The sequence below is a fragment of the Streptomyces sp. CNQ329 genome, assembly GCF_000482585.1.
This window is the reverse complement of sequence record NZ_AXVU01000042.1, coordinates 1-22,315: the sequence shown is the minus strand read 5'-3', so window position 1 is coordinate 22,315 and position 22,315 is coordinate 1. Positions and strand designations below refer to the sequence as shown.

Below are 22,315 nucleotides of genomic sequence, written 5' to 3'. Positions count from 1 at the left end.
TCGTCAGCTCTTGTACGCCGCGGCAGCGGCTTTTTCGAGGTCCTGCTGGGCGCCCTCGACGTCCTTGGGATCGGCCAGGAAGTCCTGCAGCGCCTTCCACTCGCCCTTGCCCGCGGTGCCGCCGAAGTCGGCGGGCGCCTGGTCGGACATGTCGAAGCGGAAGTCGTCCCCGGCGTCGATGAGCGCCTGGGCGATCTCACGCTGCACGTCGTTCGGGTACGACCCCATGTCCATGTTCTTGTTCGGCGAGATGAAACCGCCGGGCTCCGCCCACGCCTGCGCCGCCTCCGTGGACGACAGGTACGTCAGCAGCGCCTGCGCGCCCTTGGAGCCGGTCAGCGTCACGGCCGCGTCGCCGCCGGTGACCACCGGCTTGTCCGAGCCGACCGCCGGGAACGGGAAGATCTTCGCGTCCTCGCCGACCTTCGCGTCGGTCTCGTTGACGAAGGCGCCGACGAAGTCGGCCTCGAAGACCATGGCGGCCTTCGGGTTGTCCAGGTCGGCGAACGGAGCGGTCGCCGAGTCCGGGAACGCCATCTTCGTCGCCTTCTTGGCGCCGCCCGCGATCAGCGTGTCATTGCCGAACAGCTCGCCGAGGGTGGTCAGGGCGTCCTTCACCGACTTGTCGGTCCACGGGATCTCGTGTGCCGCGAGCTGGTCGTACTTCTCCGGACCCGCCTGGGAGAGGTAGATGTTCTCGAACCAGTCCGTCAGCGTCCAGCCGTCCGCACCGCCGACCGCCACCGGCGGCACGCCGGAGTCGGAGACGAGCTGCGCGGTGTCCAGGAAGCCCTGCCAGTCCTCCGGTTCCTGGGCGCCCGCGTTCTCGAAGGCCGTGGTGTTGTACCAGACCAGAGACTTGTTGGCCGCCTTGCAGTACACGCCGTACTGCTCGCCGTCCACCGAGCCCAGATCCTGCCAGCCCTGCGAGAAGTTCTTGCCCAGCTCCTTCTTCGCGGCGGCGTTCAGGGGCTTCGCCCAGCCCTCCTTGACGAACTCCTGCAACACGCCCACCTGCGGCGCGAACACGACGTCCGGCGGCTTGCCGCCGGCGACCTGGGTACGGACGAAGGACGCGACGTTGTCGCCGGTGGGCACGTACTCCACCGAAGCGCCGGTCTGCTCCTCGAAGCCGTCGAGAACCTTCTCGAAGTTCTCCTGCTCCGGCCCCGTCCATACGGCGCCGACGCGCAGCGACTCACCGTCCAGCTTCGGCAGCTTGACGCTGGAACCGGACTTGTCCGACTTCCCGCCGCCACCACCGTTGTCGTCGTCGCCGTCGCTGCCGCACCCGGCGGCGGTCACGGCGAGCGCGCCGGCGGCGACCATGGCCACCGCGGCACGCACGACTCTCACCTGCTGCATCCCAGCCTCCCCAGGAACGCGGGGCAGATGGGGTTGTCCCGTGCCGGCACAGTCCTGCCCCGCGAGGGCTGTGCCGTTTTACCGGTGCGAAATGCTGTGGGGTATGTCCTACGCCCGGACCGGCGGCGTCGCAATAGTGCCTGGTACGCAATCCCTCTCAGCGGCCGTTTCGTGATCCGTCCGTGATGGGGAAGCGTTCGGGAGGTGAAGGCGGGAACGGGGTGCCCGAAGCCGGAGGAGGCGCAAGAACCGCTGGTCAGAGGGGTCTTGAGGGAAAAAAGGTGCGGAAGCGCGGGGTGGGGCGAGAGTTCGGCCGGTGGAGGGAAGGTGTGCGCGCTGGAGGGAGGGCGGAGACGAGCGGGATGGCAGATTGTTGCTGGGGGGACGGGTGGGGCGGATGGTGCGAGTGGGACGTTGAGGGCAGGGGGGTGCCGCTGCGGGCGCGTACGAAGGGTGCGAGGTACGTACACGCCGACCGTCCGGCCGCGGTGCGAAGACCCGGGGAAGGCGGTCCGGAGACCGCGGGCGCTACGGCGACGGGGCGCGGCTGTCGTCCGGCTGGGCGGCGGACGCACCGGCGGCGCGCTGGAGGGCGCTGGCGAGGAGGGCGAGGTCCGTGGGGCCGTTGCCGAGTTCGCGTAGCGGGCGGCTCGTCGGCGGTGAGCCCATGCGGGCCCACTCCAGCGGGACCACGGTGGGCCGCGCGGTCGCCGTACGGGGGATCCGGCCGGTGACCCGGGCCGCCTGGAACGGCACGGGCTCCGCCCCTCCGGTGCAGAACACCCCGCGCCCGGGAGGCACCTCGTCGCCGCCGAGCACGACGTGGTGCGCGGCGCCGGAGACGGCGGCGGTCGCCGCGGTCGCCCCGGGCTGCGCGGAGGCGGTGACGAGATGCATGCCGAGCGGGCCGCCGTCGCGGGCGATGGCCTCCACGACGCGGACGACCGACCCCGCGGCGGGGCGCGCGGGGCTGCCGAGCGCGGGGGCCACGAGGGCGTCGTAGTCGTCGACGAGCACCACGACGGCGGGCGGGGCGGGGCGTCGCGGCGCGGTGGCGCCGTCCGTGCGCGGGCCGGCACCTGCCCCGGTCCCGGCGCCTGCGCCGGCCGGTGTGCCCGTACCGCGTCCCGCTCCCGCGCCGGTCCCCGCCCCTGGCTCCGGCACCGTCTCCCCGGCGGCGGACCGGGGGCGCAGGCGCAGGGTGCTGCTCTGCGGCGTCTGTATGTCCGCCGCGCCGCCCGGCCGCGGTTCGCCCGCCGCCCGCGGCCCGGGGATCGCCGGCCCCTGCGGCGCCGGCTCACCCTCCGGCGCGTACAGCGCCGCCCGGCGCTTGAACTCCGCCCCCAGCTCCTGCGCGAACTCCCGCATCCGCACCGGGTCGGACGCCACCAGGTACCCCGAGACGTGCGGCAGGTCGGCCGCCGCGCCGAGCGCGTCGCCCCGCTCCCGCCCCGCGCCGTCGACCAGCACCAACTGGAGCCGCTCCGGCGGCTCCCCGGCCGCCAGCGCGGCGGCGAACGAACGCAGCAGCTCCGACTTCCCGCCCCGTGCGGCACCTTCGACCGCCAGCGGACCGGCGGCGAGATCCGCCATGAGCCGCCCGGCGGGGCCCGCGCCGAGCACCGCGCCCACGCGCGGGGCGCCGGCACGGGACTCCAGCCAGCGGGCGGTGAGCGCGGTGGGGGTGGCGCGGGCGAGGTCCAGCTCGTCCAGGAGGCGTACGGCACCGGGAAGGGTGCCGCGGCGGGCGGGGTGGGTGCCGTCGGCGTCGTCGCGCTCGCCGTACGGGGCGAGGGCGCGGGCCAGCCGCTCCGCCCACGCCGCCGACACCGCGTCGACCGTCCCGGCCGGTCCCGCGGCGCCCTGCCCGGAGGCGGCGGCTTCGAACCAGCCGCCGGGCGCGGCGGGTTCGCCGGGGGCCGCGAAGCCGTCGCCGCGCAGGCGGGCGCGTCCGGTCCCGTAGGAGGTCGCGGGGGAGGGGTCGCGGGCGGCGTCGTACGGATCCGCCGCGGGCCCGTCCGCCGGCCCGGGCGGCGCCGCGGCCCCGGGAACGCCCGGCTCCGCGGCGGCGCCCGGCGTGCCCTCCGGCCGCTGGAGGAGGCGCAGGCCGGTGGCCACGTCGCCGCTGAGCAGCCCCACCGCGCCGCAGGCCGCGAAGGCGGGCGCGGCGTCGCCGGCCGCGGCGTAGGTGGCGGTCAACGGCGAGGCGGGGGTGGCGGGTGCCGTCTCGGCGAGGCACACCACGTGCACACCGGCGGCGGGTCCGTGCTCGGCGAGCCGGGCGAGGGCGTCGCGGGCGGCGGCCGTGCCCGGATCGCCGTCGACGACGATCACGCTGCGCGTCCCCGGCACCGGTTGCTCCAGCCGCCGCTGCAGCTCGCCCACGCGCGCGACCGCCTGCTCCCGGTCGTACGCGACCAGCAGCCGGCAGTCCTGGCCCTGCCGCGGCCGGACGTGCGGGAGCCAGCCGGCCCACGACCAGTCCCCGACCCGCGACTCGTGCGGCCGGGCCGGGTCGGCGGCGACCAGCACGAGTTCGAGCGTGTCGGGTCCGTGCAGCGCGGCGAGCTGGGCCACGACCGAGCGCGCGAGCCCGGCGAGCCGCCCGCGCGGCCCGGCGAGCGCGAGCGACCCGGCCCGCCGCAGGTCGACGGTGAGGGGAGCGGTGCCGCCCCCGGTGCGGAACTCGGTCCCCAGCCGCACCACGAGCGCGTCGGCGTGCGAGCTCCCGCGGGAGAAGACGAGCCCGCGCGCACCGGGGCGCTCGGTGTCGTCGGGGTGCTGGGGGTGAGGCGCGGGGGTGGTGCCCGAGCGGTCGCCGGGGGTGGGGGCGGAGGTGGGGGACGGGGGGGTGGGACCGGCGGGGGCGCCGGGTCCGTACGCGGCCTCGTCGGCCAGCGCCGCGAGCAGGATGGTGGCGGCGTCCGGATAGCGCTCGTGCAGGTCTGCCGCGCCGCTGTGTGCGCGGACGGTGCCGGTCGCCCGGGCGGCGGCTGCCAGCGCCACGGCCCCCTCCCGCCCTCCGAGCCGGCGGGCCCAGGCCCGGATCCCGCGCCGCGGCGGCTCCGGTACGGATGCCGCTTCCCCGGCCCCGCCGCGGGAGCGCAACTCCGGCGGCACGACCGTGCCCCGCGTGGGCGTACCGCCCCTGCGCGACGAGAAGTCGCCCGGTCCCCGCGCCCTCTCCGCGCCGCTACGCCCCCGCGCCCGGCCGGCACCGGACTCCGCCGCCCCGCGCCCGGCGTCAGCGCCTCCGTCCGCTCCCGGCCCGGAGTCCGCCGCGGCCGAGCCGGGCGCGGCCGGTGCGTCGCCCGCGCCGTCGTGCGCACCGGGGCCGCCGCCGCGGCCGGGACCGGCCGCCGTGCCACCGGATCCCGCGCTCTGCGCGCCGTACGTGCCCCCGCGGTCGTGCGCCTCGTCCGCGTCCGTGCCCCCGTACTGCGGGCCGCCGCCCGCCGGCCAGCCGGCGCCCAGGCCCGTCGTCGTGCCCCGCTCCCCCGGCCGGCGCTGCTCCGGGACCCGGCTGTGCTCCGCCGACGCCTCCCCCGGTGCCTGCCCGGCCCCCGGCCCCGCCGGCGCGGAGAGCCGCAGCGCCGACTCCCCCACCCGCAGCACCGCGCCCGCCCGCAGCGGCACCGGGGCGGTGCCCACCGGGGTGCCGTCGACCGTCGTTCCGTTCGTGGAGCCGAGGTCCGCCACCGTGACGCCGCCGTCCGGCGCGACCGTCAGCGCGCAGTGGAGGCGGGAGACGTCCGGGTCGTCCAGGGGGACGTCGGCGTCCGCGGATCTGCCGATCCGGATCTGGCCGCCGTGCAGCAGGTGGACCCCGCCCGCGTCGGGGCCCGCCACCACCCGCAGGCTCGTGACCGCCGTCGCGTCCGCCTCCGCCGGCCGGTCGTGGCCCGGGTCGGCGGGGCCGCCCAGGCTCAGGACCGCGCCGTCCACCAGCGGGGGCTCCCCGAGAAGGGTGCGGTCCGGGTCGAGGAGCCGCCGGCCCGCGTACACCGCGACGCCCGCGCCTCCCCCCGTGCCGCCCGCGGCGCCTCCGCCGCTCGCGGCTGCCGCCGCGGCGTCGAGGAGGCCGCCGGCCACGGCGCCCAGTGTCGTGCCGGCAGGTGCGGTGACGATCACATCGCGACCGCGGGCGGCGGCGCCGCCGCGTGTCGCCTGGACGGTCAGCCGGATCTGCATGCCGGTCACCGCTCCCTTCCCTGGGCAGGGCCGATTCGAGGGCCGCGGTCATATTCCCATCTCCCACCGACAGCCCGCTGCGGGGCCGGTGTTGGTGGATCTTGTATGGCCGCTTCCTGCCCCGGCTCCGACTCAGAATTTGCCGTTACGGACCACTGTTGACGCCTTCGTCAGTCCTACGGGGCAACCAACGACCGGAGGCTGACGTCCTTTCTTCGCACAGGCGTCACGGAACGGCTGCCCACGGGGGATACGGCAGCACGGCACGGGTGAGAGCGGGCCGCGAACGGGTACTGCGTCGGCAGGGGGTGCCGGAACCACCGGGGGTCGGCAGAGAAGCAGGAGGCGTCTTCCGGAAAACCCGTGGCCAGGGAGGGCACCGGGAAGCCGGCCCCGGTGCCGGGCGAGCCCGGCGGGTGCCGTGGCGACGCCACTAGAGTGGTGCAGATGGCCCACGAACCGACCGGTCCGGGGCCGGCAGGAACGATCACGACCAGGGAGCGCATGACGTGCGGCCGGTAGGCAGCAAGTACCTCCTCGAAGAGCCGCTCGGGCGCGGCGCCACGGGGACAGTGTGGCGTGGCCGCCAGCGCGAGACGGCGGGGGCGGAAGCCGCTGTGGCGGGCAGCCCGGGCGAGGTGGTCGCCATCAAGGTCCTCAAGGAGGAGCTGGCGGGCGACCCCGACGTGGTGATGCGCTTCCTGCGAGAGCGCTCCGCGCTCCTCCGCCTCACCCACCCGAACATCGTCCGCACCCGCGACCTCGTCGTCGAGGGCGATCTGCTGGCCCTCGTCATGGACCTCGTCGACGGCCCCGACCTGCACCGCTACCTGCGCGACAACGGCCCCTTCACGCCCGTGGGCGCCGCCCTGCTCACCGCCCAGATCGCGGACGCGCTGGCCGCCAGCCACGCCGACGGCATCGTCCACCGCGACCTCAAGCCCGCGAACGTGCTGCTCGCCAACGGCACCGGGCCCGACGGGGCCGACCGGATGCAGCCGATGCTCACCGACTTCGGCATCGCCCGGCTCGCGGACTCCCCGGGGCTGACCCGCGCCCACGAGTTCGTCGGCACGCCCGCGTACGTGGCCCCCGAGTCCGCGGAGGGCCGCCCCCAGACCTCGGCCGTGGACGTCTACGGCGCCGGCATCCTGCTGTACGAACTGCTGACCGGCCGTCCGCCCTTCGGCGGCACCTCCGCCCTGGAGGTGCTCCACCAGCACCTCAACCAGGAGGCGCAGCGCCCGCCGGGCCTGCCGGACCCGATGTGGACCGTCGTCCAGTCCTGCCTGCGCAAGAACCCCGACGAACGCCCCAGTGCCGAGAACCTGGCCCGCGGGCTGCGCACCGTGGCCGCCGGCATCGTGGCCGGCGCCACCCCGGAGCAGGCGACCGCCGCCCTCGGCGTCGCCGCGCTGCTCGCCGCCGACCCGCACCCGGCGCAGGTCCCGGGCACGGGCGCCGGAGCCTCCGACCCCACGCAGATCCTTCCGGCGGGCAGCGGCAGCGGCCCCGGGCAGCAGGGCGCGTACGACCCGAACGCCGCCACCAGCGTCCTGCCCGCCGGCGCGGCGGGAGCCGCCGCCGCGCACGGCCCGCAGGCTCCCGGCGGTGAGGACGGCACCCGCGTCATGCCCGTCGCCGAGGGTCCGCCGCAGCAGGAGGGCCCGCACCCCTGGGAGACCCAGATGCGCGCCGCCCGCGACCGCGGCGAGCAGACCCAGCAGATCGGCTACCTCGACCCCAGCGAGGACCCCCTGCGCCGCCGCCCGCCGCGGCGCGTCCAGCGACGCGAGCCGCCGCCCGAGGCGTACGCCGCCCCGCCGCCGCGCCGTGAGCCGCCGCCCCAGCGCTACGAGCCACGGCCGCAGCAGCCCGCGCCCCCGCCCCAGCAGCCTCCGCGCGAGCGCCGGCGCAGCGCGAACCCGATGCGCATCCCCGGGCTCGGCTGCCTCAAGGGCTGTCTGTTCACGGTCCTCATCCTGGTCGTCGGCTCGTGGCTGATCTGGGAGCTGACCCCCGTCCAGGACTGGATCTCGGAAGGCACGAGCTTCTGGGACCAGGTCTCGGACTGGGCCACCGACCTCAAGGACTGGATCTCCGACTTCAACGACGCCGCCGAGGACGCAGAAAAGACCAAGGACGACATCAACGACGGCGTCAACGGCGTCACCGAGGGGCTCGACGGCCTGGGGGACGGTGCGGGCCAGTGACCACCGGGGCCCGCCCCGGCCCGTGAACCGCATGCCGGCCGGTGAGCATGCCGACAAGTCGACACCCACGGGGGGTTTCCGCGCCGGTCCGGCACCCAACGTCCGCGACGCCGCGTAGCTTTGACGTCATGGCACGCAGAATCGGCAGCCGATACGCCGCCCATCAGGTGATCGGACGCGGCAGCGCGGGCACGGTCTGGCTCGGCGAGGGCCCGGACGGACCGGTCGCCATCAAGCTGCTCCGCGAGGACCTGGCCGAGGACCGGGAGCTGGTCGAGCGCTTCCTGCAGGAGCGCACCGCGCTGATGAGCCTGGACCACACGCGCGTCGTCGGCGTCCGCGACCTCGTCGTCGACGGCCGCGACCTGGCGCTGGTCATGGACCTCGTCCGCGGTACGGACCTGCGCACCCGGCTGGACCGCGACCGCCGGCTGCTGCCGCAGGCCGCCGTCGCCATCGCCGCCGACGTGGCCGAGGCGCTCGCCGCCGCGCACGCCGCGGGTCTCGTCCACCGGGACGTCAAGCCCGAGAACGTCCTGCTGGACTCCGACGCCCCCGCCGGCCCCGGCGGCGCGCCGCCGGCGCTGCTCACCGACTTCGGCGTGGCCAAGCTCATCGACGCCCCCAGCCGCGCCCCGCAGCCTCCCCCCACGTCCGGGGGGCGTGGGGGGACCCCCACTCCCGCCCGCGGGCGCGGCGGCACCGCCGCGGGCACCCGGGTGCCGACCCAGCGCCGCGTCATCGGCACCCCCGACTACGTCGCGCCCGAGATCGTCGAGGGCCTGCCCGCGCGCGCGGCCGTCGACATCTACGCCCTGGCCACGGTGCTGTACGAGCTGCTGGCCGGCTTCACGCCGTTCGGCGGCGGGCACCCCGGCGCCGTGCTGCGCCGGCATGTGACGGAGACCGTCGCCCCGCTGCCCGGCATCCCCGACGAGCTGTGGGAGCTGCTGCTGCAGTGCCTCGCGAAGGCGCCGGCCTCGCGGCTGCGGGCGGTGGAGCTGGCCGCCCGGCTGCGCGAGATCCTGCCGGATCTGGACGGGCTGCCGCCGCTGGACGTCGAGGAGTCGGCGGACGGGACGGACGACCCGGGCGGGTCGCCGCACACGATGCGGCTCGGCGTGGACCGCGCGGCGGCCCCCGCCGGGGCCCTGGCCGGAGCCGGCGAGCCGGGCGTGACCGGCGCCGGGGGAGCGCCGCTGCGCGGCTCGGTGCCGCTCGTACGGTCCGCGGCGCCGGACTCCAACCGGGACACCCATACGAGCATGCGCATGCCCAGCGCGGACGAGCTGGCCGGCGGCGCCCGCGGCACCGCGCGCGTGCCGCGGCTGGCCGGCCAGCCGCGGCCGGGCTCGGCCCGCGCCGCCCGCGCGGGCACGAGGCGGCGCGAGGGCGGTGCCCCCGCGCCCGTCGGGCGGAAGGGGCGGCTGAAGCTCACGGTCGCGGCGGCGGTCATCGCCATCGCGGGCGTCGGCGGCTGGCTGGTCGCGTCGGGCGGCGACGACGGCGGCGGGAACGGCGGTGGCGGCGACCGCTCCGCCACCTCGGAACCCTGACCCCCTCCCGTACGCCTCCCCGCGGCGCGGGCCCCGCACCGCGGCCCGGGACCTGCGCCTGTCCGCACCTCCTCCGGCGGTCCAGCGGGCCGCTCCCCGGTCCGCCCGGCCGGCCCGGTCCGCCGGATCCGCCTTCGCGGATACGCGCCACCTGCGGTCGGAGTATCCAGCGGTACTCTGGTGGCGTGGCAGCACCTGATGTATCCGAATCGCTCAAGGCCCTCAGCTCGACCATGGACTCCATCGAGGCCGTGCTCGACCTCGACAAGCTGAGGGCAGACATCGCCGCGCTCGAAGAGGAGGCCGCGGCCCCCGCCCTCTGGGACGACCCCGAGAACGCGCAGCGGGTCACCAGCCGGCTCTCCCTCCTGCAGGGTCAGTTGCGCAAGACCGAAGAGCTGCGCGGGCGGATCGACGACCTCGAGGTCCTCTTCGAGCTCGCCGAGAGCGAGGGCGACGCCGAGACGCAGCGCGAGGCCGAGGGCGAGCTGTCCGACGTCCGGCGCGCGGTCGAGGAGCTGGAGGTGCGCACGCTGCTGTCCGGCGAGTACGACCAGCGCGAGGCGATGGTCAACATCCGCGCGGAGGCGGGCGGCGTGGACGCCGCCGACTTCGCCGAGCAGTTGCAGCGCATGTATCTGCGCTGGGCCGAGCACAAGGGCTATCCGACGGAGGTGCTGGACACCTCGTACGCGGAGGAGGCCGGCATCAAGTCGACGACCTTCGCCGTCAAGGCCCCGTACGCGTACGGCACCCTCTCCGTCGAGCAGGGGACGCACCGCATGGTGCGCATCTCCCCGTACGACAACCAGGGGCGCCGCCAGACGTCGTTCGCCGGCGTCGAGGTGCTGCCCGTCGTGGAGCAGACCGACCACATCGACATCCCGGAGAACGAGATCCGGATCGACGTCTTCCGCTCCTCCGGGCCCGGTGGGCAGTCCGTCAACACCACGGACTCCGCGATCCGCATCACGCACCTGCCGACCGGCATCGTCGTCTCCTGCCAGAACGAGAAGTCGCAGATCCAGAACCGCGCCGCCGCCATGCGTGTGCTGCAGGCCCGCCTGCTCGCCAAGCGCAAGGAGGAGGAGCAGGCGAAGCTCAACGCGCTCAAGGGCGACAGCGCCGGCTCGTGGGGCAACCAGATGCGGTCGTACGTGCTGCAGCCTTACCAGATGGTCAAGGACCTGCGCACGACGCACGAGGTGGGCAACCCGCAGGCCGTGCTCGACGGCGAGATCGACGGCTTCCTGGAGGCCGGCATCCGCTGGCGCAAGCAGCAGGAGCAGGCCGCCGCAGACGGCTGAGTTCCGCCGGTCGCCGGGGCGGGTGCGCGGTCTGTTCATCCGCTGCAATTCCACCGCTGACCGCGGGCGTTGCGCGTGCCGGTGCGAGTGTCACAGTCGTGCACCACTTACCCCGGACATTGGCCGGAAAAAGGTACAACCACGTCTCAACTCGCTTGACGCTCCACGGAATACCGGAGAGGCTTGCCGCCGAGCTTTGTAGGTGTGTGGGGTTCGTGTGACTCAGGGGGGTAAGCCCGCCGCGAACAGGCCCCGTACCGACGCCAGCCCACTGACGAGTACGGCTACTGGGGGTAGCGAGGAATGACGAACAAGGTGCGTGTACGGGTGGCGCGAGTCGCCGCCAGCGCGCTGATCGCCGGCGGGGCCTCCCTTGCCGCCGCCGGTGCCGCACAGGCCACCGGCGACGACGGCGGCGACACGCGGGTCGAGATCGAGGTCAAGTCGGGTGACAGCCAGGGTGGCGACGACACCGGTGGCGTGATCGCCGGTCTCATCGAGGGCAGCACCGGCGACTCGGACGGCGACACCGGCGAGACCACGGGTGAGACCACCGGCGAGACGACCGGTGAGACCACCGGCGAAACGACGGGTGAGACCACCGGCGAGACCACGGGTGAGACGACCGGTGAGACCACCGGCGAAACCACCGGTGAGACGACCGGCGAGACCACGGGTGAGACCACCGGCGAGACCACGACCGACGGCGGTGCCGACGACGGCGGTTCCGGTGACGACGGCGGCTCCGGCGACGACGGCGGCCAGCAGACCACCGGCGGTCAGCAGACCACCGGCGGCACCGGCGGCGGCGACGACTGCGAGCTGGACGGCGACAGCGTGATCTGCGAGGCCGAGTCGACCTCCGGCGGCAGCGAGCCCTCGCCGGCCGGCGACAGCAAGCCGCAGGAGCAGCTCGCCGACACCGGTTCCAGCGGCACCACGTACCTGCTCGTGGGTGCGGCCAGCATCATCGCCGGCGGCGTCGGCTTCCGGCTGCTGCCGCGGCTGATGACCCGCAACGAGACGGCTGCCTGAGCCACGGCGCACGCCGCACAGGCGATACGAAGGGCCCGGAGCGATGCGCTCCGGGCCCTTTCGCGTGCTCCGGTTCGCGGTGTCCGGCACCGCTGACCAGTGGAATGTGGTACAGATCACAGTTACGGGCCCGGCCTGTGTGTGCCCCGTCCCGCCTCGCGGACCCCGCGGCGGCTACGCCGTCCGCTGCTGCAGGAACAGCACCGCCGCCACGGCCGCCAGCAGCGCCAGCAGTATCCACACCGTGGTCGACGTCACGCCGGGCCAGCCGTTCTCCTGGCGCATGCGCTCCCTGCTCGCCCGGCAGACGGAACAGCGGCCCTCGCTCACGGGCCCCGCACAGTTCGCGCAGACCAGCCAGTCGCGTGTCATGTGCCTCCTCCTCCCGCTTCGCTCATCGTGCCCCGCCGACTCCACTTCTCCCCCTACCACTGTGCCAGGTCCGGACCGAATCGGCGCGCGTCAACGGATTCCCCGCCCGCACCCCGGGCGGTTTGTCCGTGACGAAACGCACCAACCGCCCACGGCGACTGCGCACGCCCTCCGCATTCGCGTAAGGTCACCTGCGACCGCGACAGGGAGCCCAGCGTGATCCGATTCGACAACGTCACCAAGATGTACCCCAAGCAGAACCGCCCCGCGCTCCAGGACGTCTCGCTGGAGGTCGAGCGCGGCGAGTTCGTGTTCCTCGTGGGGTCGTCGGGCTCCGGCAAGTCCACCTTCCTGCGGCTCATCCTGCGCGAGGAGCGGACCACCCACGGTCAGGTGCATGTGCTCGGCAAGGATCTCGCCCGGCTGTCCAACTGGAAGGTCCCGCACATGCGGCGCCAGTTGGGCACCGTCTTCCAGGACTTCCGGCTGCTGCCGAACAAGACCGTCGCGCAGAACGTCGCGTTCGCCCTCGAAGTGATCGGCAAGCCCCGCGGGCAGATCCGCAAGACGGTTCCCGAGGTGCTCGACCTCGTGGGCCTGGCCGGCAAGGGCGACCGCATGCCCGGTGAGCTGTCCGGCGGTGAGCAGCAGCGCGTGGCCGTCGCGCGGGCGTTCGTCAACCGGCCGATGCTCCTCATCGCGGACGAGCCGACGGGCAACCTCGACCCGCAGACCTCGGTCGGCATCATGAAGCTGCTCGACCGCATCAACAGGACCGGTACCACGGTGATCATGGCCACGCATGATCAGCAGATCGTCGACCAGATGCGCCGGCGCGTCATCGAACTCGAGTTGGGGCGGCTGGTACGCGACCAGTCGCGCGGTGTGTACGGATACCAGCACTGAGCTGCTGCCCCCGGAGCTGAAAGGACGGGCATGCGCGCCCAGTTCGTCTTCTCGGAGATCGGTGTCGGTCTCCGCCGCAATCTGACGATGACCTTCGCGGTGATCGTCTCCGTGGCCCTCTCGCTGGCCCTCTTCGGAGCCTCCTGGCTCATGGGCAAGCAGGTCGACACGATGAAGGGCTACTGGTACGACAAGGTCAACGTCTCCATCTTCTTCTGTAATGAAGTGGACGCCGAGACCTCGCCCAACTGCGAGAAGGGCGCGGTCACGGCGGAGCAGAAGAAGGAGATCCAGGACGACCTGAAGGCGCTGGACGTCGTCGAGAGCGTCCAGTACGAGTCCAGCGAAGAGGCGTACAAGCACTACAAGGAGCAGTTCGGCGACTCCCCGCTGGCCTCCTCCCTCACGCCCGACCAGATGCAGGAGTCCTTCCGCGTCAAGCTGACGGATCCCGAACGGTACGAGGTCATCACCAGCGCCTTCGCCGACAGACCGGGCGTCCAGGAGGTGCAGGACCAGCGCAATGTGCTGGAGAGCCTGTTCAACCTCCTCAACGGCATGACATACGCGGCGATCGGCGTGATGGCGCTGATGCTCGTCGTGGCGATCATGCTGATCGTCAACACCGTACGGGTGTCGGCGTTCAGCAGACGGCGGGAAACCGGGATCATGCGGCTGGTGGGCGCGTCCAGCGTCTACATCCAGTTGCCGTTCATCGTCGAGGCCGCCGTCGCCGGGCTGATCGGCGCGAGCTTCGCCGCGGTGCTGCTGGTCGGCGGCAAGCACTTCCTGATCGACAACTGGCTCGCGGACAAGATCCTCCTGATCAACTTCATCGGCTGGGACGAAGTGATCCGGGTGCTGCCGCTCGTCGTGGCGATCGGACTGCTCATGCCGGGTATCGCCGCCTTCTTCGCCCTGCGCAAGTACCTCAAGGTCTGACAATCGGGGCGGGTGTGTCGTAGGCCACGTGCGTGCTGTGGAGGGGTCAACTCCCCATACGGCACCCGCCGCTGTCCTACACTCAGCGGCATGTCGGGCTCGTCTGACAGCGACAGGCCCCGCAGCGCCTTCCGCCGCGGGGCCTCCCTGACGTTGGTCTTCGTCAGCGTCCTGGCCACCGGCGCCGCCACCGGATCCTGGCCCGGCGAGGCCGAGCGCCCGCCCAGGGTGCTCACCGGCAGCGTCGCCGACGAGCAGGTCTACGAACCGCGCACCGGTGAGGGCGGCACCGCCGACTCCGCGGGAGAGCTGGTCAGCCGCAGCGGAGACCGCTGGTCGACGGCGTACAGCGCGCGTGAGTACGAGTCCGTGCAACGGATGCTGGCGGGCAAGTACGTCGGCGTCGGCCTGTGGATCAAGACCGGCGGAGCCGGCGAGGTGAAGATCGCCCAGGTCGGCGAGGGCAGCCCGGCCGACGAGGCGGGCATCCGCGCCGGCGACACGCTGCGCGCCGTCGACGGCACCCCGGTCGCCGGCCGTCCCGTCACCGAAGTCGTCGCGCTGCTGCGCGGCGAGCAACTGGGGGAGGGGGCGCGTGGCAGCACGGTGGTGCTTGCGCTGCAGCGCGGCGAGCGGCGCTGGGCGCGGCCCGTGCGCCGGGTGGAGCTGAGGGCCGAGCCCGTGACCGTACGGCAGGACAGGCCCGAGGACGACGGTGCCGCGGCCCCCGTGATCCGGGTGGAGAGCTTCACCCGCGGCAGCGGCGCGGAGGTGCGCCGGGCGGCGGCCCGGGCCCGCGGCAGCGACGGCCTCATCCTCGACCTGCGGGGCAACTCCGGCGGCCTGGTCGTGGAGGCCGTCGAGGCGGCCTCGGGCTTCCTCGACGACGGGGTGGTGGCGACGTACGACCTGGAGGGCCGCCAGCAGGCGCTGTACGCGCGGCCGGGCGGGAACACCGTGACGCCGCTGGTCGTCCTCGTCGACGGCGGCACGATGAGCAGCGCCGAGCTGCTGGCCGGGGCGCTGCAGGACCGCGGGCGCGCCGTCGTCATCGGCACCCGCACCTTCGGCAAGGGCACGGTGCAGATGCCGAAGGCCCTGCCGGACGGCTCCGTCGCCGAGCTGACGGTCGGCGAGTACCGCACCCCGGCCGGGCGCAGCCTGGAGGGCGTCGGCGTCACCCCCGACCTCGACCTGGCCGTCACCGGCGACCGGGACGCCGAGGCGGAGGCCCGCACGGTTTTGAGTGGCCTCGGGAGCGGCGTCTAGGCGACAATGGCCCGGCTATGGCTAAAGAGACGGGTCGCAAGCTGATCGCGCAGAACAAGAAGGCGCGGCACGACTACCTCATCCTCGACACGTACGAGGCGGGGCTCGTGCTGACGGGTACCGAGGTCAAGTCGCTCCGCCAGGGGAGGGCCTCGCTGGCCGACGGCTTCGCACACCTCGACGGCGGCGAGATCTGGCTGCACAACGTGCACATCCCGGAGTACTCGCAGGGTACGTGGACGAACCACACCGCGCGCCGCAAGCGGAAGCTGCTGCTGCACCGGGCCGAGATCGACAAGCTGATCGGCAAGACGCAGGAGACCGGGCTGACGATCGTGCCGCTGGCGCTGTACTTCAAGGACGGCCGGGCGAAGATCGAGATCGCGCTGGCGCGCGGCAAGCGGGAGTACGACAAGCGGCAGGCGCTGCGCGAGAAGCAGGACAACCGCGAGGCGCAGAAGGCGATCTCCGCGGCCCGGCGGAGGTTCCGCGGCTGACCTGCGCGGACGCACGCCGCACGGTGGGGGAATGCGCTGGCATGCGGCGGCGTTCTTCGACTATCCTGTCAGTGGCGGCTCAGCGTGGGCTGCGCACCTTGACAACACCACATGGGGATGATCGGTTTCGACAGCGGCTGTCGGAACAGGAGAAGCGAGCCGAGGAAGCGGCCATGATCTCGTTAACCACAGGCCGAAACAAATAATCGCCAACACCAAGCGCGATTCCTTCGCCCTCGCTGCCTAAGTAGCGACCTGCGAAGTGTCAGCCCGGGGCTGTTCCCGACCCGGATCCTGGCATCAGCTAGGGAACTCCACTGCTAGACCCGGTCACGGGGTGTAGCAGGACACACCACAGTGACTGAGCCCGTCGGAGACTTGTCCGCGTGATCTCCGGGGCCGAGAAAAACGAAGCGGACTGCGCTCGGAGAAGTCCTGTCCCTGCACCGTTGGACGCGGGTTCGATTCCCGCCATCTCCACGAAGACGAGAGACGACGTGCGCCCGCGGTGACCGCGGGCGGCGTCGTCTTCGTCGTTTCTGCGCGGCTTCGCCGCGCGGGTCAGGGCCGCTGGCGAAGGTGTGCGGTCAGAGCGGTGGCGGGGTGTCGGGGAGGCGCTCGACGGCCAGGAGGGCGGCGTCGTCGGCCAGCCGCCGGCCGGTGTGCCGGAAAAGGTCCGCGCGCAGCCCTGCGACGAGGTCGTCCAGGGTGCCGTCGGTGTGGCGGGCGGCGCTGGCGGCGAGGTCGAAGAAGGCGCCGTGCTCGTCACGGGCCTCGATGAACCCGTCGGTGTAGAGCAGCAGCCGCTGGCGGGGGCGGAAGTCGATGGTCTGGGGGACCGGCAGCGTCTCGACCAGCCCGCCGAGCCCGATCGGGACGCCCGGCCGCTCGGGCAGGTGGGCGGTGACGGTGTGGCCGTCGATGATGAGCGGCTCGGGGTGGCCCAGGTGCACGATGCGCGCGACGTGCTCGTCCGGCGGGATCTCCACCAGCAGGGCGGTGGTGAAGCGCTCACTGAAGAGCTCCGCCGGGTCGTCCCGCCTGATCTCCCGCTGGGCCGTCTCCTCCAAACGCCCGGCCACCTCGCCCAGGGTGGGCTCCCGGTAGGCGGCCTCGCGGAAACACCCGGTCAGCACGGCGGAGACCCCGATGGCGGGCAGTCCCTTGCCCCGTACGTCGCCGATGAGCAGTCTGACGCCGTACCTGGTGTGCAGCACCTCGTACAGATCCCCGCCGATCCGCGCCTCGGCCTCGGCGGCGAGATAGACGCCGCGTACGACGAGCCGGCCGATCCGCGGCAGCGGGGGCCGCAGCAGCGCGAGCTGCGCGGCCTCGGCCACCGAGCGGACCTGCTTCAGCTCCGCCTCGCGCCTTTCCCGGATGACGGCCGCCGCGATGCTGGCCACGGCCACGGCGGCCAGGGCGGCGAGGGTCACGTCGGCGCTGATCTCGCCCAGGACGCCGTTGGAGTCCTCCAGCGCCACGGTCAGGGCGATCACGGCGGCGCCGACCGCGGCGGTGACGCGTACGGAGGAGATCGCCGCCGCCACCACGGGCGCGGCGCCGAGCAGCGGCGCGGTGTGCAGCCAGGGGGGAGCGGCCATGTCGACGGCAACGACGATGACGAGGATCAGCAAGGGGTACAGGATGTACGGAATCGGGAAGACGCCGTGCCGGGCGCGGTCCTCGGCGCCTCCGGCGTCGCGGCGGTGGCCGCCGCGCGGCGGGAGTCGCATGTGCGGGCGCCCTTCGGTCAATTTGCTCGTTATGTTCTGATTTATTCGAGAATAGATCACGGCAGGGGAGGCGACCCCACCGTGCGACCGATCAGGGGCGGGGACAGGGCTGCCCTCGGCTACGGGCAGGCGGCGGGCCCGGGCCGGCCGCTCGCGGGCCGCGTCCGCCGGCGGTACGGTCAGCGGCTTCCCGGCGTGGCGCGCAGCGCCAGGGCCTCGGGCGCGACGATCTCCACCTCGCCGCCGGCGTACCTCAGCACCCCTTCGCGGCGCAGTGCGGACAACGCCCGGTTCAGGGTGACGCGGGTGACGCCGAGGTGGTCGGCCAGGGGCTGCTGCCCGCCGGGGAGGGGGACGCGGGTGGAGCGGAGGCGGGCGGCTTCGGCCAGCAGCCAGGCCGCGAGCCGGGCGGGGGTGGGGAGGGTCGCCGTCGCAGTGAAGCGGGTCTGCTGGTCGCGGGCCTGGGCGGCGAGGGTGCGCAGGACGTGGGCGCGTACGGCGGCGGCGTCCTCGACGAGCGCGAGGAAGTCCGCGCGGGGCAGGCTGCGTACGGTGCAGGGGGTGAGGGCGGTGAACGTCGCGGTGTGGCCGCGGTCGTCGATCACCGCGACCTTGTCCAGCGCACACGGCCCCGCCCACGCCCCGACCCGTACCACCCGGCCGGCCGCGGACACGACGGTGGCGGCCACCCGGCCGTCGAGGAGGAGCAGCAGGTGCCCGGCGGGATCCCCGGCCGCGCGCAGGACATCGCCGGCGGCGTAGCGGCGGGGAACGGAGCGGCGCCAGAGGGCGCGCAGGCGGGCAGGGGGGAGGTCGCGGAGCAGCGGTACACCCCGGAGGACGGCGGACGCCCCGGCGTCCGGCGCGGCGGCCCGGTCCGGCGCGGTGGGTCCGGGGCCGGGGCCGGGGCCGGGGCCGGGCGACGCGAGTCCGGGGTCCGCCGACGCGGGACCGGGGTCGGGTGCCGCGGCGGGTCCGGGGTCCGGCTCCGGCGGTCTTCCGTTTCGTGTATCGGGTGATACAGATCCCCTCACACCCCCGACCGTACCGTCCCTCCCATGCTCGTACTCGAACTGCGTTTCGCCTCCACCCCCGACCGCCTCGCCGCCCGGCCCGCCCACCGCGAGCGGCTCGTCCGGCTCCACCGCGACAAGACCCTCCTCGCCGCCGGCCCCTGGGCCGACGACTCCGGGGCCCTGCTCGTCTTCGACACGACCCGCGACCGGCTCGGCGCGATCATGGCCGACGATCCGTACTACCGCACCCCCGGTGTCGAGGTCGTCGGCGTCCGCGAGTGGACCCCCGTCGTCCCCCTGTGACCCCGTCGCCCCGCCGAGCTCCCCGGCCTCCGCCCGTGCGCCCGCCCCTTGACCTCGACCTTGGTTCACCCTGCACGCTGTCGGCGTGACCCGCCCCCTCGTCCCGCGCGCCTACCGCCCCGTGCTCGCGCACCCCCGGCTGCGCCGGCTGCTGCCCGCCTTCGTGGCCTCGGACTTGGGCGGCGGGATGAGCATGGTCGCCGTGGCGTGGCTGGCCCTCGTCATCGCCCCCGACGGCCGCGAGGGCCTCGTCGTCGGCGCCGCGCTCGCCGCGTACGCGCTGCCGGGGGCGGCGGGGGTGCTGCTCCTCGGCCGGTGGCTGCGGAAGCTGCCCGCGCGGCACCTGCTGACGGCCAACTGTGCGCTGCGCGGAACCCTGTTGGGCTGCGTCCCGCTGGCCTGGGGCGCCGGGGTCCTGGACCCCGTGACGTACGTCGTGCTGCTCGGCTGCTCGTCGGTCCTGACCGCCTGGGGCAACGCCGGGAAGTTCACGCTGGTCGGCGAAGTGCTGCCGGAGCAGCACCGGCTGGCCGCCAACGCCCTGCTCGGCGCCAGCATGTCCATGAGCATCGTCGCCGGCCCCGCCGCGGCCGGGTTCCTCGCCACGGCCGTCAGCCCGGCGTGGATCATCGGCCTGGACGCCCTGACGTACGCGGTGCTCGCCGTGCAGACCGCCCGGCTGGGGCCGGGCATCGGGGAACGCCCCGACGCGGAGCCCCGTCCCGCCGGCCGCGGGCTGCGGCTCCTCGCCCAGCAGCGCGAACTGCTCGCGATCCTTCTTCTCACCTGGCTGTTCTTCGCCCTCTACGGCCCCGTCGAGGTCGCCCTGCCGCTCTACATCACCGGTGTGCTCGACGGCGACGCCGGGCTCCTCGGCCTCTTCTGGACCGCCTTCGGCGTCGGCGCGGTCGTCGGCGGGCTGACCGTCGGTGCGCTGCGGAAGCTGCCGCTGTGGCCGGTGACGCTCGGCATCGTCGCGGGCTGGGGGGCGACGCTGCTGCTCCCGTACGGGCTCGGGGCCGGGACCGCGACGGCGATGGCGTGCTTCGCGCTGGGCGGCGCGGTGTACGGCCCGTACCCGGCACTGTCGTTCACCCTCTTCCAGAACCGCACTCCGGAGGGCTGGCTGACCACGGTGCTCGCGGCGCGCGGCGCGGTGCTGCTCACGTCGACACCGACCGGCGCGGCGCTCGGCGGGCCGCTGGTCGCCGCGTTCGGGTCGCGCGCGGTGCTGGCGGGGTCGGGAGCGGCGACGGTGGGGGTGGCGGCGGTGGGCACGGCGGTGTGGCTGGCGACGCGGGGGGCCGGGGCGGGGCGGAGGCGGGCGACGCGACGGATGGCGACGGGGCGCGGGGGGACGGGGCGCGGACGGTGGGGTGAGGTGGCGGGTTGGTGGGATGGCGGGATGGCCGGTTGGCGTGTCAGCGGGGTCCGGGGTCGGTGCGGTCGGCCATGGGGCCGGACAGCGTCCTGACACGGGGGGAGAGTTGAGTCCGGGGGGAGGGGTCATGGGGCCGTGCATATGGGACGGTGCTACGCGGCGGTGCCGGTCAGGGACGGTGCTACGGGGCGGTGGCGGTCTGGGGCGCGGGCACGCGCCCGAGCAGCGTCACCGCGAGAGCGCCCAGCGCCAGCGACCCGCCCAGCCACAGCACTGACCCCGTACCGAAGCCGTCGACCATCAGGCCACCCGTGAACGCCCCCAGGGCGATGGCCCCGTTGAACACGGCCACGAAGAGCGACGTCGCGCCCTCGCGGGCCCGGGGGGCGGCCAGGCCCAGCCAGGTCTGCGTACTCACCGACACACCTCCGTACGCGAGGCCCCACACGACCAGCAGGGCCGCCGCACCGGCGACCGACAGCCCGACCAGCGGAACGGGCAGCAGGGAGCACGCGAGGGTGAGGCCGATCACCAGCACGGTGCCGCGCAGCCGCCGGCCCACGCGGGCGCCGGCCGCGAAGTTGCCGGCGATACCGGCGATTCCGTACACCAGCAGGAGGGTGCCGATCACCGAAGGGCCGACGCCCGCGAGGTCCTCCAGGAGGGGACGCACGTAGGTGTACGCGGCGAAGTGACCCGTCACCAGCAGGAAGACCACGGCGAGCCCGGTGGTCACGCGGCTGTTGCCGACCAGCCGCAGCACGCCGCCGAGGGCGACCGCCTCCGCGGCGGGCAGCGGCGGCAGCAGCACGGCCATGGCCGCGGTCACGAGGAGGGCCAGCCCGGCGACGGCGAGGAACGCGGCGCGCCAGCCGACGAGTTCACCGACGTACGCGCCGGCCGGCACGCCCACGACCGAGGCGACGGCGACGCCGCTGAAGATGAGCGAGGTGGCCGGCCCGACGACCGCGGGCGGCACCAGCCGCACCCCCAGCCCGCCGGCGAGCGACCAGACGCCGCCGAGCCCGATGCCGACGAGCACCCGGGCGGCCATGATCACGGCGAAGCTCGGCGACCAGGCGGCGAGCGCGTTGGCCGTGGCCAGGAGCACCATCAGGGAGCAGAGGACGAAGCGCCGGTCGAGCCGGCCGACGGCCGCGGTGACGAGCGGAGCGGAGAAGGCGGCGACGAGGCCGGTGACGGTGAGCGTCAGCCCGGCGGTGCCTTCGCTGACGTACAGCGAACCGCTGAGGGGTGTGAGCAGACCGACCGGCAGCATCTCGGACGTGACCACGGTGAAGGTGCCGGCCGCCACGGTCGCCACCGCGGGCCACCCGCCGTGGGCGGAGGAGGGTGGCGCGGCGATGGGTACGGACAGCGCGTCGACTTTTGCCATGGGCTCAGCCAAGCCGGGCGGCCGGTCGGGGAACAAACGCGAAATGTTCATGCCGGGTTGGGCCGAGCGTGTCGAAGGGTGGCGTGTGAGGGAGCTGAACGGAGGGGTGGCACTGGTGCGTTACTGCGGCCTCACCGGAGGGGGCGCGCAGGTCAGGGGGCACGGGCGGGGAACCGGAGGGCACGGGCGGGGTGGAGACCGGTGAGCTGAGGTGGGTGTCGATCCTCGCGGAGGGGCTGCGCCTCGGAGGAATCGGCGAACGGCTTTACGTATCGGGAGGGAGGGCCGAGGTCGCCACGCGCGGGAACGAGGCACCGGCGCGGGCCTGGTGAACGACGGCGACGGGCGGGCCTGGTGGACGGCGGCGACGGGCGGGCCTGGTGGACGGCGACGACGGGCGGGTCAGGGGCGGGGGCGCCGGGGCGGAGGTCTGGGCGGGGCGGGGTGGGGGCGGCGGGTCCGGGGTGGGGGTTGGTGCGTGGGTGGGCCGGTGTGCGGGGGTGCCCGTGCCGGGGGGATCCATCGTTCGCCCGGGGCCGTACGTCCCCTCACGCCCGCCCAAGGGTATGCGCCTGCTCTGACAGTGGGCCCGGGTCGTCGGTGTCGGCGGCTGGCCGGCGTGGTGGGTGGAGCGGGTGCGGGGGTACGCGCCGGGCGGAACGGTGCTGCGCCGAGCAGGCCGGAGTACGGGGTACGTGCCGGGGCGGGCGGCGGTGCGTGAGGTAGGCCGGTGTGCGGTGAGGCCCCACCTCGGGGTGGGTGCCCGCCCGTGACGGAGGCGCATGCGGGGTGCCCACGACGGGGTGGGTGCCCGTCCGCGACGGGGACGG

At 74.3% G+C, this 22,315-nt stretch carries 16 protein-coding genes and 1 other RNA gene; 11 read left to right on the top strand and 6 right to left on the bottom strand.

Annotation, left to right across the window (positions count from 1 at the left end):
* Positions 1 to 3: 3 nt before the first annotated feature.
* Positions 4 to 1,365, bottom strand: coding sequence for an ABC transporter substrate-binding protein (locus I003_RS0123980; protein ID WP_027773838.1), 1,362 nt, complete (start codon positions 1,363 to 1,365; stop codon positions 4 to 6).
* A gap of 528 nt (positions 1,366 to 1,893) precedes the next feature.
* A complete protein-coding gene (locus tag I003_RS33030; RefSeq protein WP_037721568.1) occupies positions 1,894 to 5,556 on the bottom strand; it encodes an FHA domain-containing protein in 3,663 nt (1,220 codons plus the stop codon).
* 509 nt (positions 5,557 to 6,065) lie between these two features.
* Here I003_RS33030 and I003_RS0123970 point away from each other — a divergent pair.
* From I003_RS0123970 to I003_RS0123955, 4 genes are all read left to right on the top strand, one after another.
* Positions 6,066 to 7,769 carry a serine/threonine-protein kinase gene (locus tag I003_RS0123970; protein WP_027773837.1) on the top strand — a complete coding sequence of 568 codons (1,704 nt, stop codon included), beginning with the start codon at positions 6,066 to 6,068 and terminating at the stop codon, positions 7,767 to 7,769.
* A 128-nt stretch (positions 7,770 to 7,897) separates the two neighbouring features.
* The gene (locus I003_RS0123965) at positions 7,898 to 9,325 is read left to right on the top strand and encodes a serine/threonine-protein kinase (RefSeq protein WP_027773836.1); all 1,428 of its coding nucleotides are present in this window, start codon (positions 7,898 to 7,900) and stop codon (positions 9,323 to 9,325) included.
* Positions 9,326 to 9,510: 185 nt separating this feature from the next.
* A complete protein-coding gene (gene prfB, locus I003_RS0123960) occupies positions 9,511 to 10,632 on the top strand; it encodes a peptide chain release factor 2 (protein WP_037721558.1) in 1,122 nt (373 codons plus the stop codon).
* A gap of 303 nt (positions 10,633 to 10,935) precedes the next feature.
* Positions 10,936 to 11,667: a hypothetical protein gene (locus I003_RS0123955; protein WP_199784347.1), complete on the top strand. Its 732-nt coding sequence runs from the start codon at positions 10,936 to 10,938 to the stop codon at positions 11,665 to 11,667.
* Positions 11,668 to 11,841: 174 nt separating this feature from the next.
* On the opposite strand, the gene I003_RS0123950 is transcribed toward I003_RS0123955, so the two are convergent.
* Positions 11,842 to 12,039: a hypothetical protein gene (locus I003_RS0123950; RefSeq protein ID WP_027773833.1), complete on the bottom strand. Its 198-nt coding sequence runs from the start codon at positions 12,037 to 12,039 to the stop codon at positions 11,842 to 11,844.
* 216 nt (positions 12,040 to 12,255) lie between these two features.
* On the opposite strand from I003_RS0123950, the gene ftsE reads away from it, so the two are divergent.
* The 5 genes from ftsE (at position 12,256) to ssrA (ending at position 16,136) form a co-directional block, all read left to right on the top strand.
* Positions 12,256 to 12,945, top strand: coding sequence for a cell division ATP-binding protein FtsE (ftsE, locus tag I003_RS0123945; RefSeq protein WP_027773832.1), 690 nt, complete (start codon positions 12,256 to 12,258; stop codon positions 12,943 to 12,945).
* A gap of 30 nt (positions 12,946 to 12,975) precedes the next feature.
* Positions 12,976 to 13,887: a permease-like cell division protein FtsX gene (ftsX, locus tag I003_RS0123940; protein WP_027773831.1), complete on the top strand. Its 912-nt coding sequence runs from the start codon at positions 12,976 to 12,978 to the stop codon at positions 13,885 to 13,887.
* Between the two features lie 153 nt (positions 13,888 to 14,040).
* The gene (locus tag I003_RS0123935) at positions 14,041 to 15,156 is read left to right on the top strand and encodes a S41 family peptidase (RefSeq protein WP_027773830.1); all 1,116 of its coding nucleotides are present in this window, start codon (positions 14,041 to 14,043) and stop codon (positions 15,154 to 15,156) included.
* Between the two features lie 17 nt (positions 15,157 to 15,173).
* Positions 15,174 to 15,653, top strand: coding sequence for an SsrA-binding protein SmpB (gene smpB, locus I003_RS0123930; RefSeq protein WP_027773829.1), 480 nt, complete (start codon positions 15,174 to 15,176; stop codon positions 15,651 to 15,653).
* Between the two features lie 113 nt (positions 15,654 to 15,766).
* Positions 15,767 to 16,136, top strand: a transfer-messenger RNA (tmRNA) gene (gene ssrA / locus I003_RS35120).
* Between the two features lie 104 nt (positions 16,137 to 16,240).
* Here the strand turns inward: ssrA and I003_RS0123925 are convergent.
* On the bottom strand, positions 16,241 to 17,389 hold the full coding sequence (locus tag I003_RS0123925) for a PP2C family protein-serine/threonine phosphatase (RefSeq protein ID WP_027773828.1): 1,149 nt from the start codon (positions 17,387 to 17,389) through the stop codon (positions 16,241 to 16,243).
* A gap of 179 nt (positions 17,390 to 17,568) precedes the next feature.
* A complete protein-coding gene (locus I003_RS0123920; RefSeq protein WP_027773827.1) occupies positions 17,569 to 18,423 on the bottom strand; it encodes a Crp/Fnr family transcriptional regulator in 855 nt (284 codons plus the stop codon).
* Between the two features lie 24 nt (positions 18,424 to 18,447).
* Here I003_RS0123920 and I003_RS0123915 point away from each other — a divergent pair, with 24 nt between their 5' ends.
* On the top strand, positions 18,448 to 18,708 hold the full coding sequence (locus I003_RS0123915; RefSeq protein WP_027773826.1) for a YciI family protein: 261 nt from the start codon (positions 18,448 to 18,450) through the stop codon (positions 18,706 to 18,708).
* Positions 18,709 to 18,793: 85 nt separating this feature from the next.
* A complete protein-coding gene (locus I003_RS33025; RefSeq protein WP_486584355.1) occupies positions 18,794 to 20,182 on the top strand; it encodes an MFS transporter in 1,389 nt (462 codons plus the stop codon).
* An 88-nt stretch (positions 20,183 to 20,270) separates the two neighbouring features.
* Here the strand turns inward: I003_RS33025 and I003_RS0123905 are convergent, their stop codons facing one another.
* Entirely contained in the window at positions 20,271 to 21,413 is a 1,143-nt protein-coding gene (locus I003_RS0123905; RefSeq protein WP_037721566.1) for an MFS transporter, read from the bottom strand.
* Between the last annotated feature and the right edge of the window lie 902 nt (positions 21,414 to 22,315).

Excerpts from the sequence above, each read along its gene's own strand:
- I003_RS0123915 (WP_027773826.1), top strand. The coding sequence starts at position 18,448 with ATGCTCGTACTCGAACTGCGTTTCGCCTCCACCCCCGACCGCCTCGCC.
- ftsX (WP_027773831.1), top strand. The coding sequence starts at position 12,976 with ATGCGCGCCCAGTTCGTCTTCTCGGAGATCGGTGTCGGTCTCCGCCGC.
- I003_RS33030 (WP_037721568.1), bottom strand. The coding sequence starts at position 5,556 with ATGCAGATCCGGCTGACCGTCCAGGCGACACGCGGCGGCGCCGCCGCC.
- I003_RS0123980 (WP_027773838.1), bottom strand. The coding sequence starts at position 1,365 with ATGCAGCAGGTGAGAGTCGTGCGTGCCGCGGTGGCCATGGTCGCCGCC.
- I003_RS0123925 (WP_027773828.1), bottom strand. The coding sequence starts at position 17,389 with ATGCGACTCCCGCCGCGCGGCGGCCACCGCCGCGACGCCGGAGGCGCC.
- smpB (WP_027773829.1), top strand. The coding sequence starts at position 15,174 with ATGGCTAAAGAGACGGGTCGCAAGCTGATCGCGCAGAACAAGAAGGCG.
- I003_RS0123950 (WP_027773833.1), bottom strand. The coding sequence starts at position 12,039 with ATGACACGCGACTGGCTGGTCTGCGCGAACTGTGCGGGGCCCGTGAGC.
- I003_RS0123955 (WP_199784347.1), top strand. The coding sequence starts at position 10,936 with ATGACGAACAAGGTGCGTGTACGGGTGGCGCGAGTCGCCGCCAGCGCG.
- I003_RS0123965 (WP_027773836.1), top strand. The coding sequence starts at position 7,898 with ATGGCACGCAGAATCGGCAGCCGATACGCCGCCCATCAGGTGATCGGA.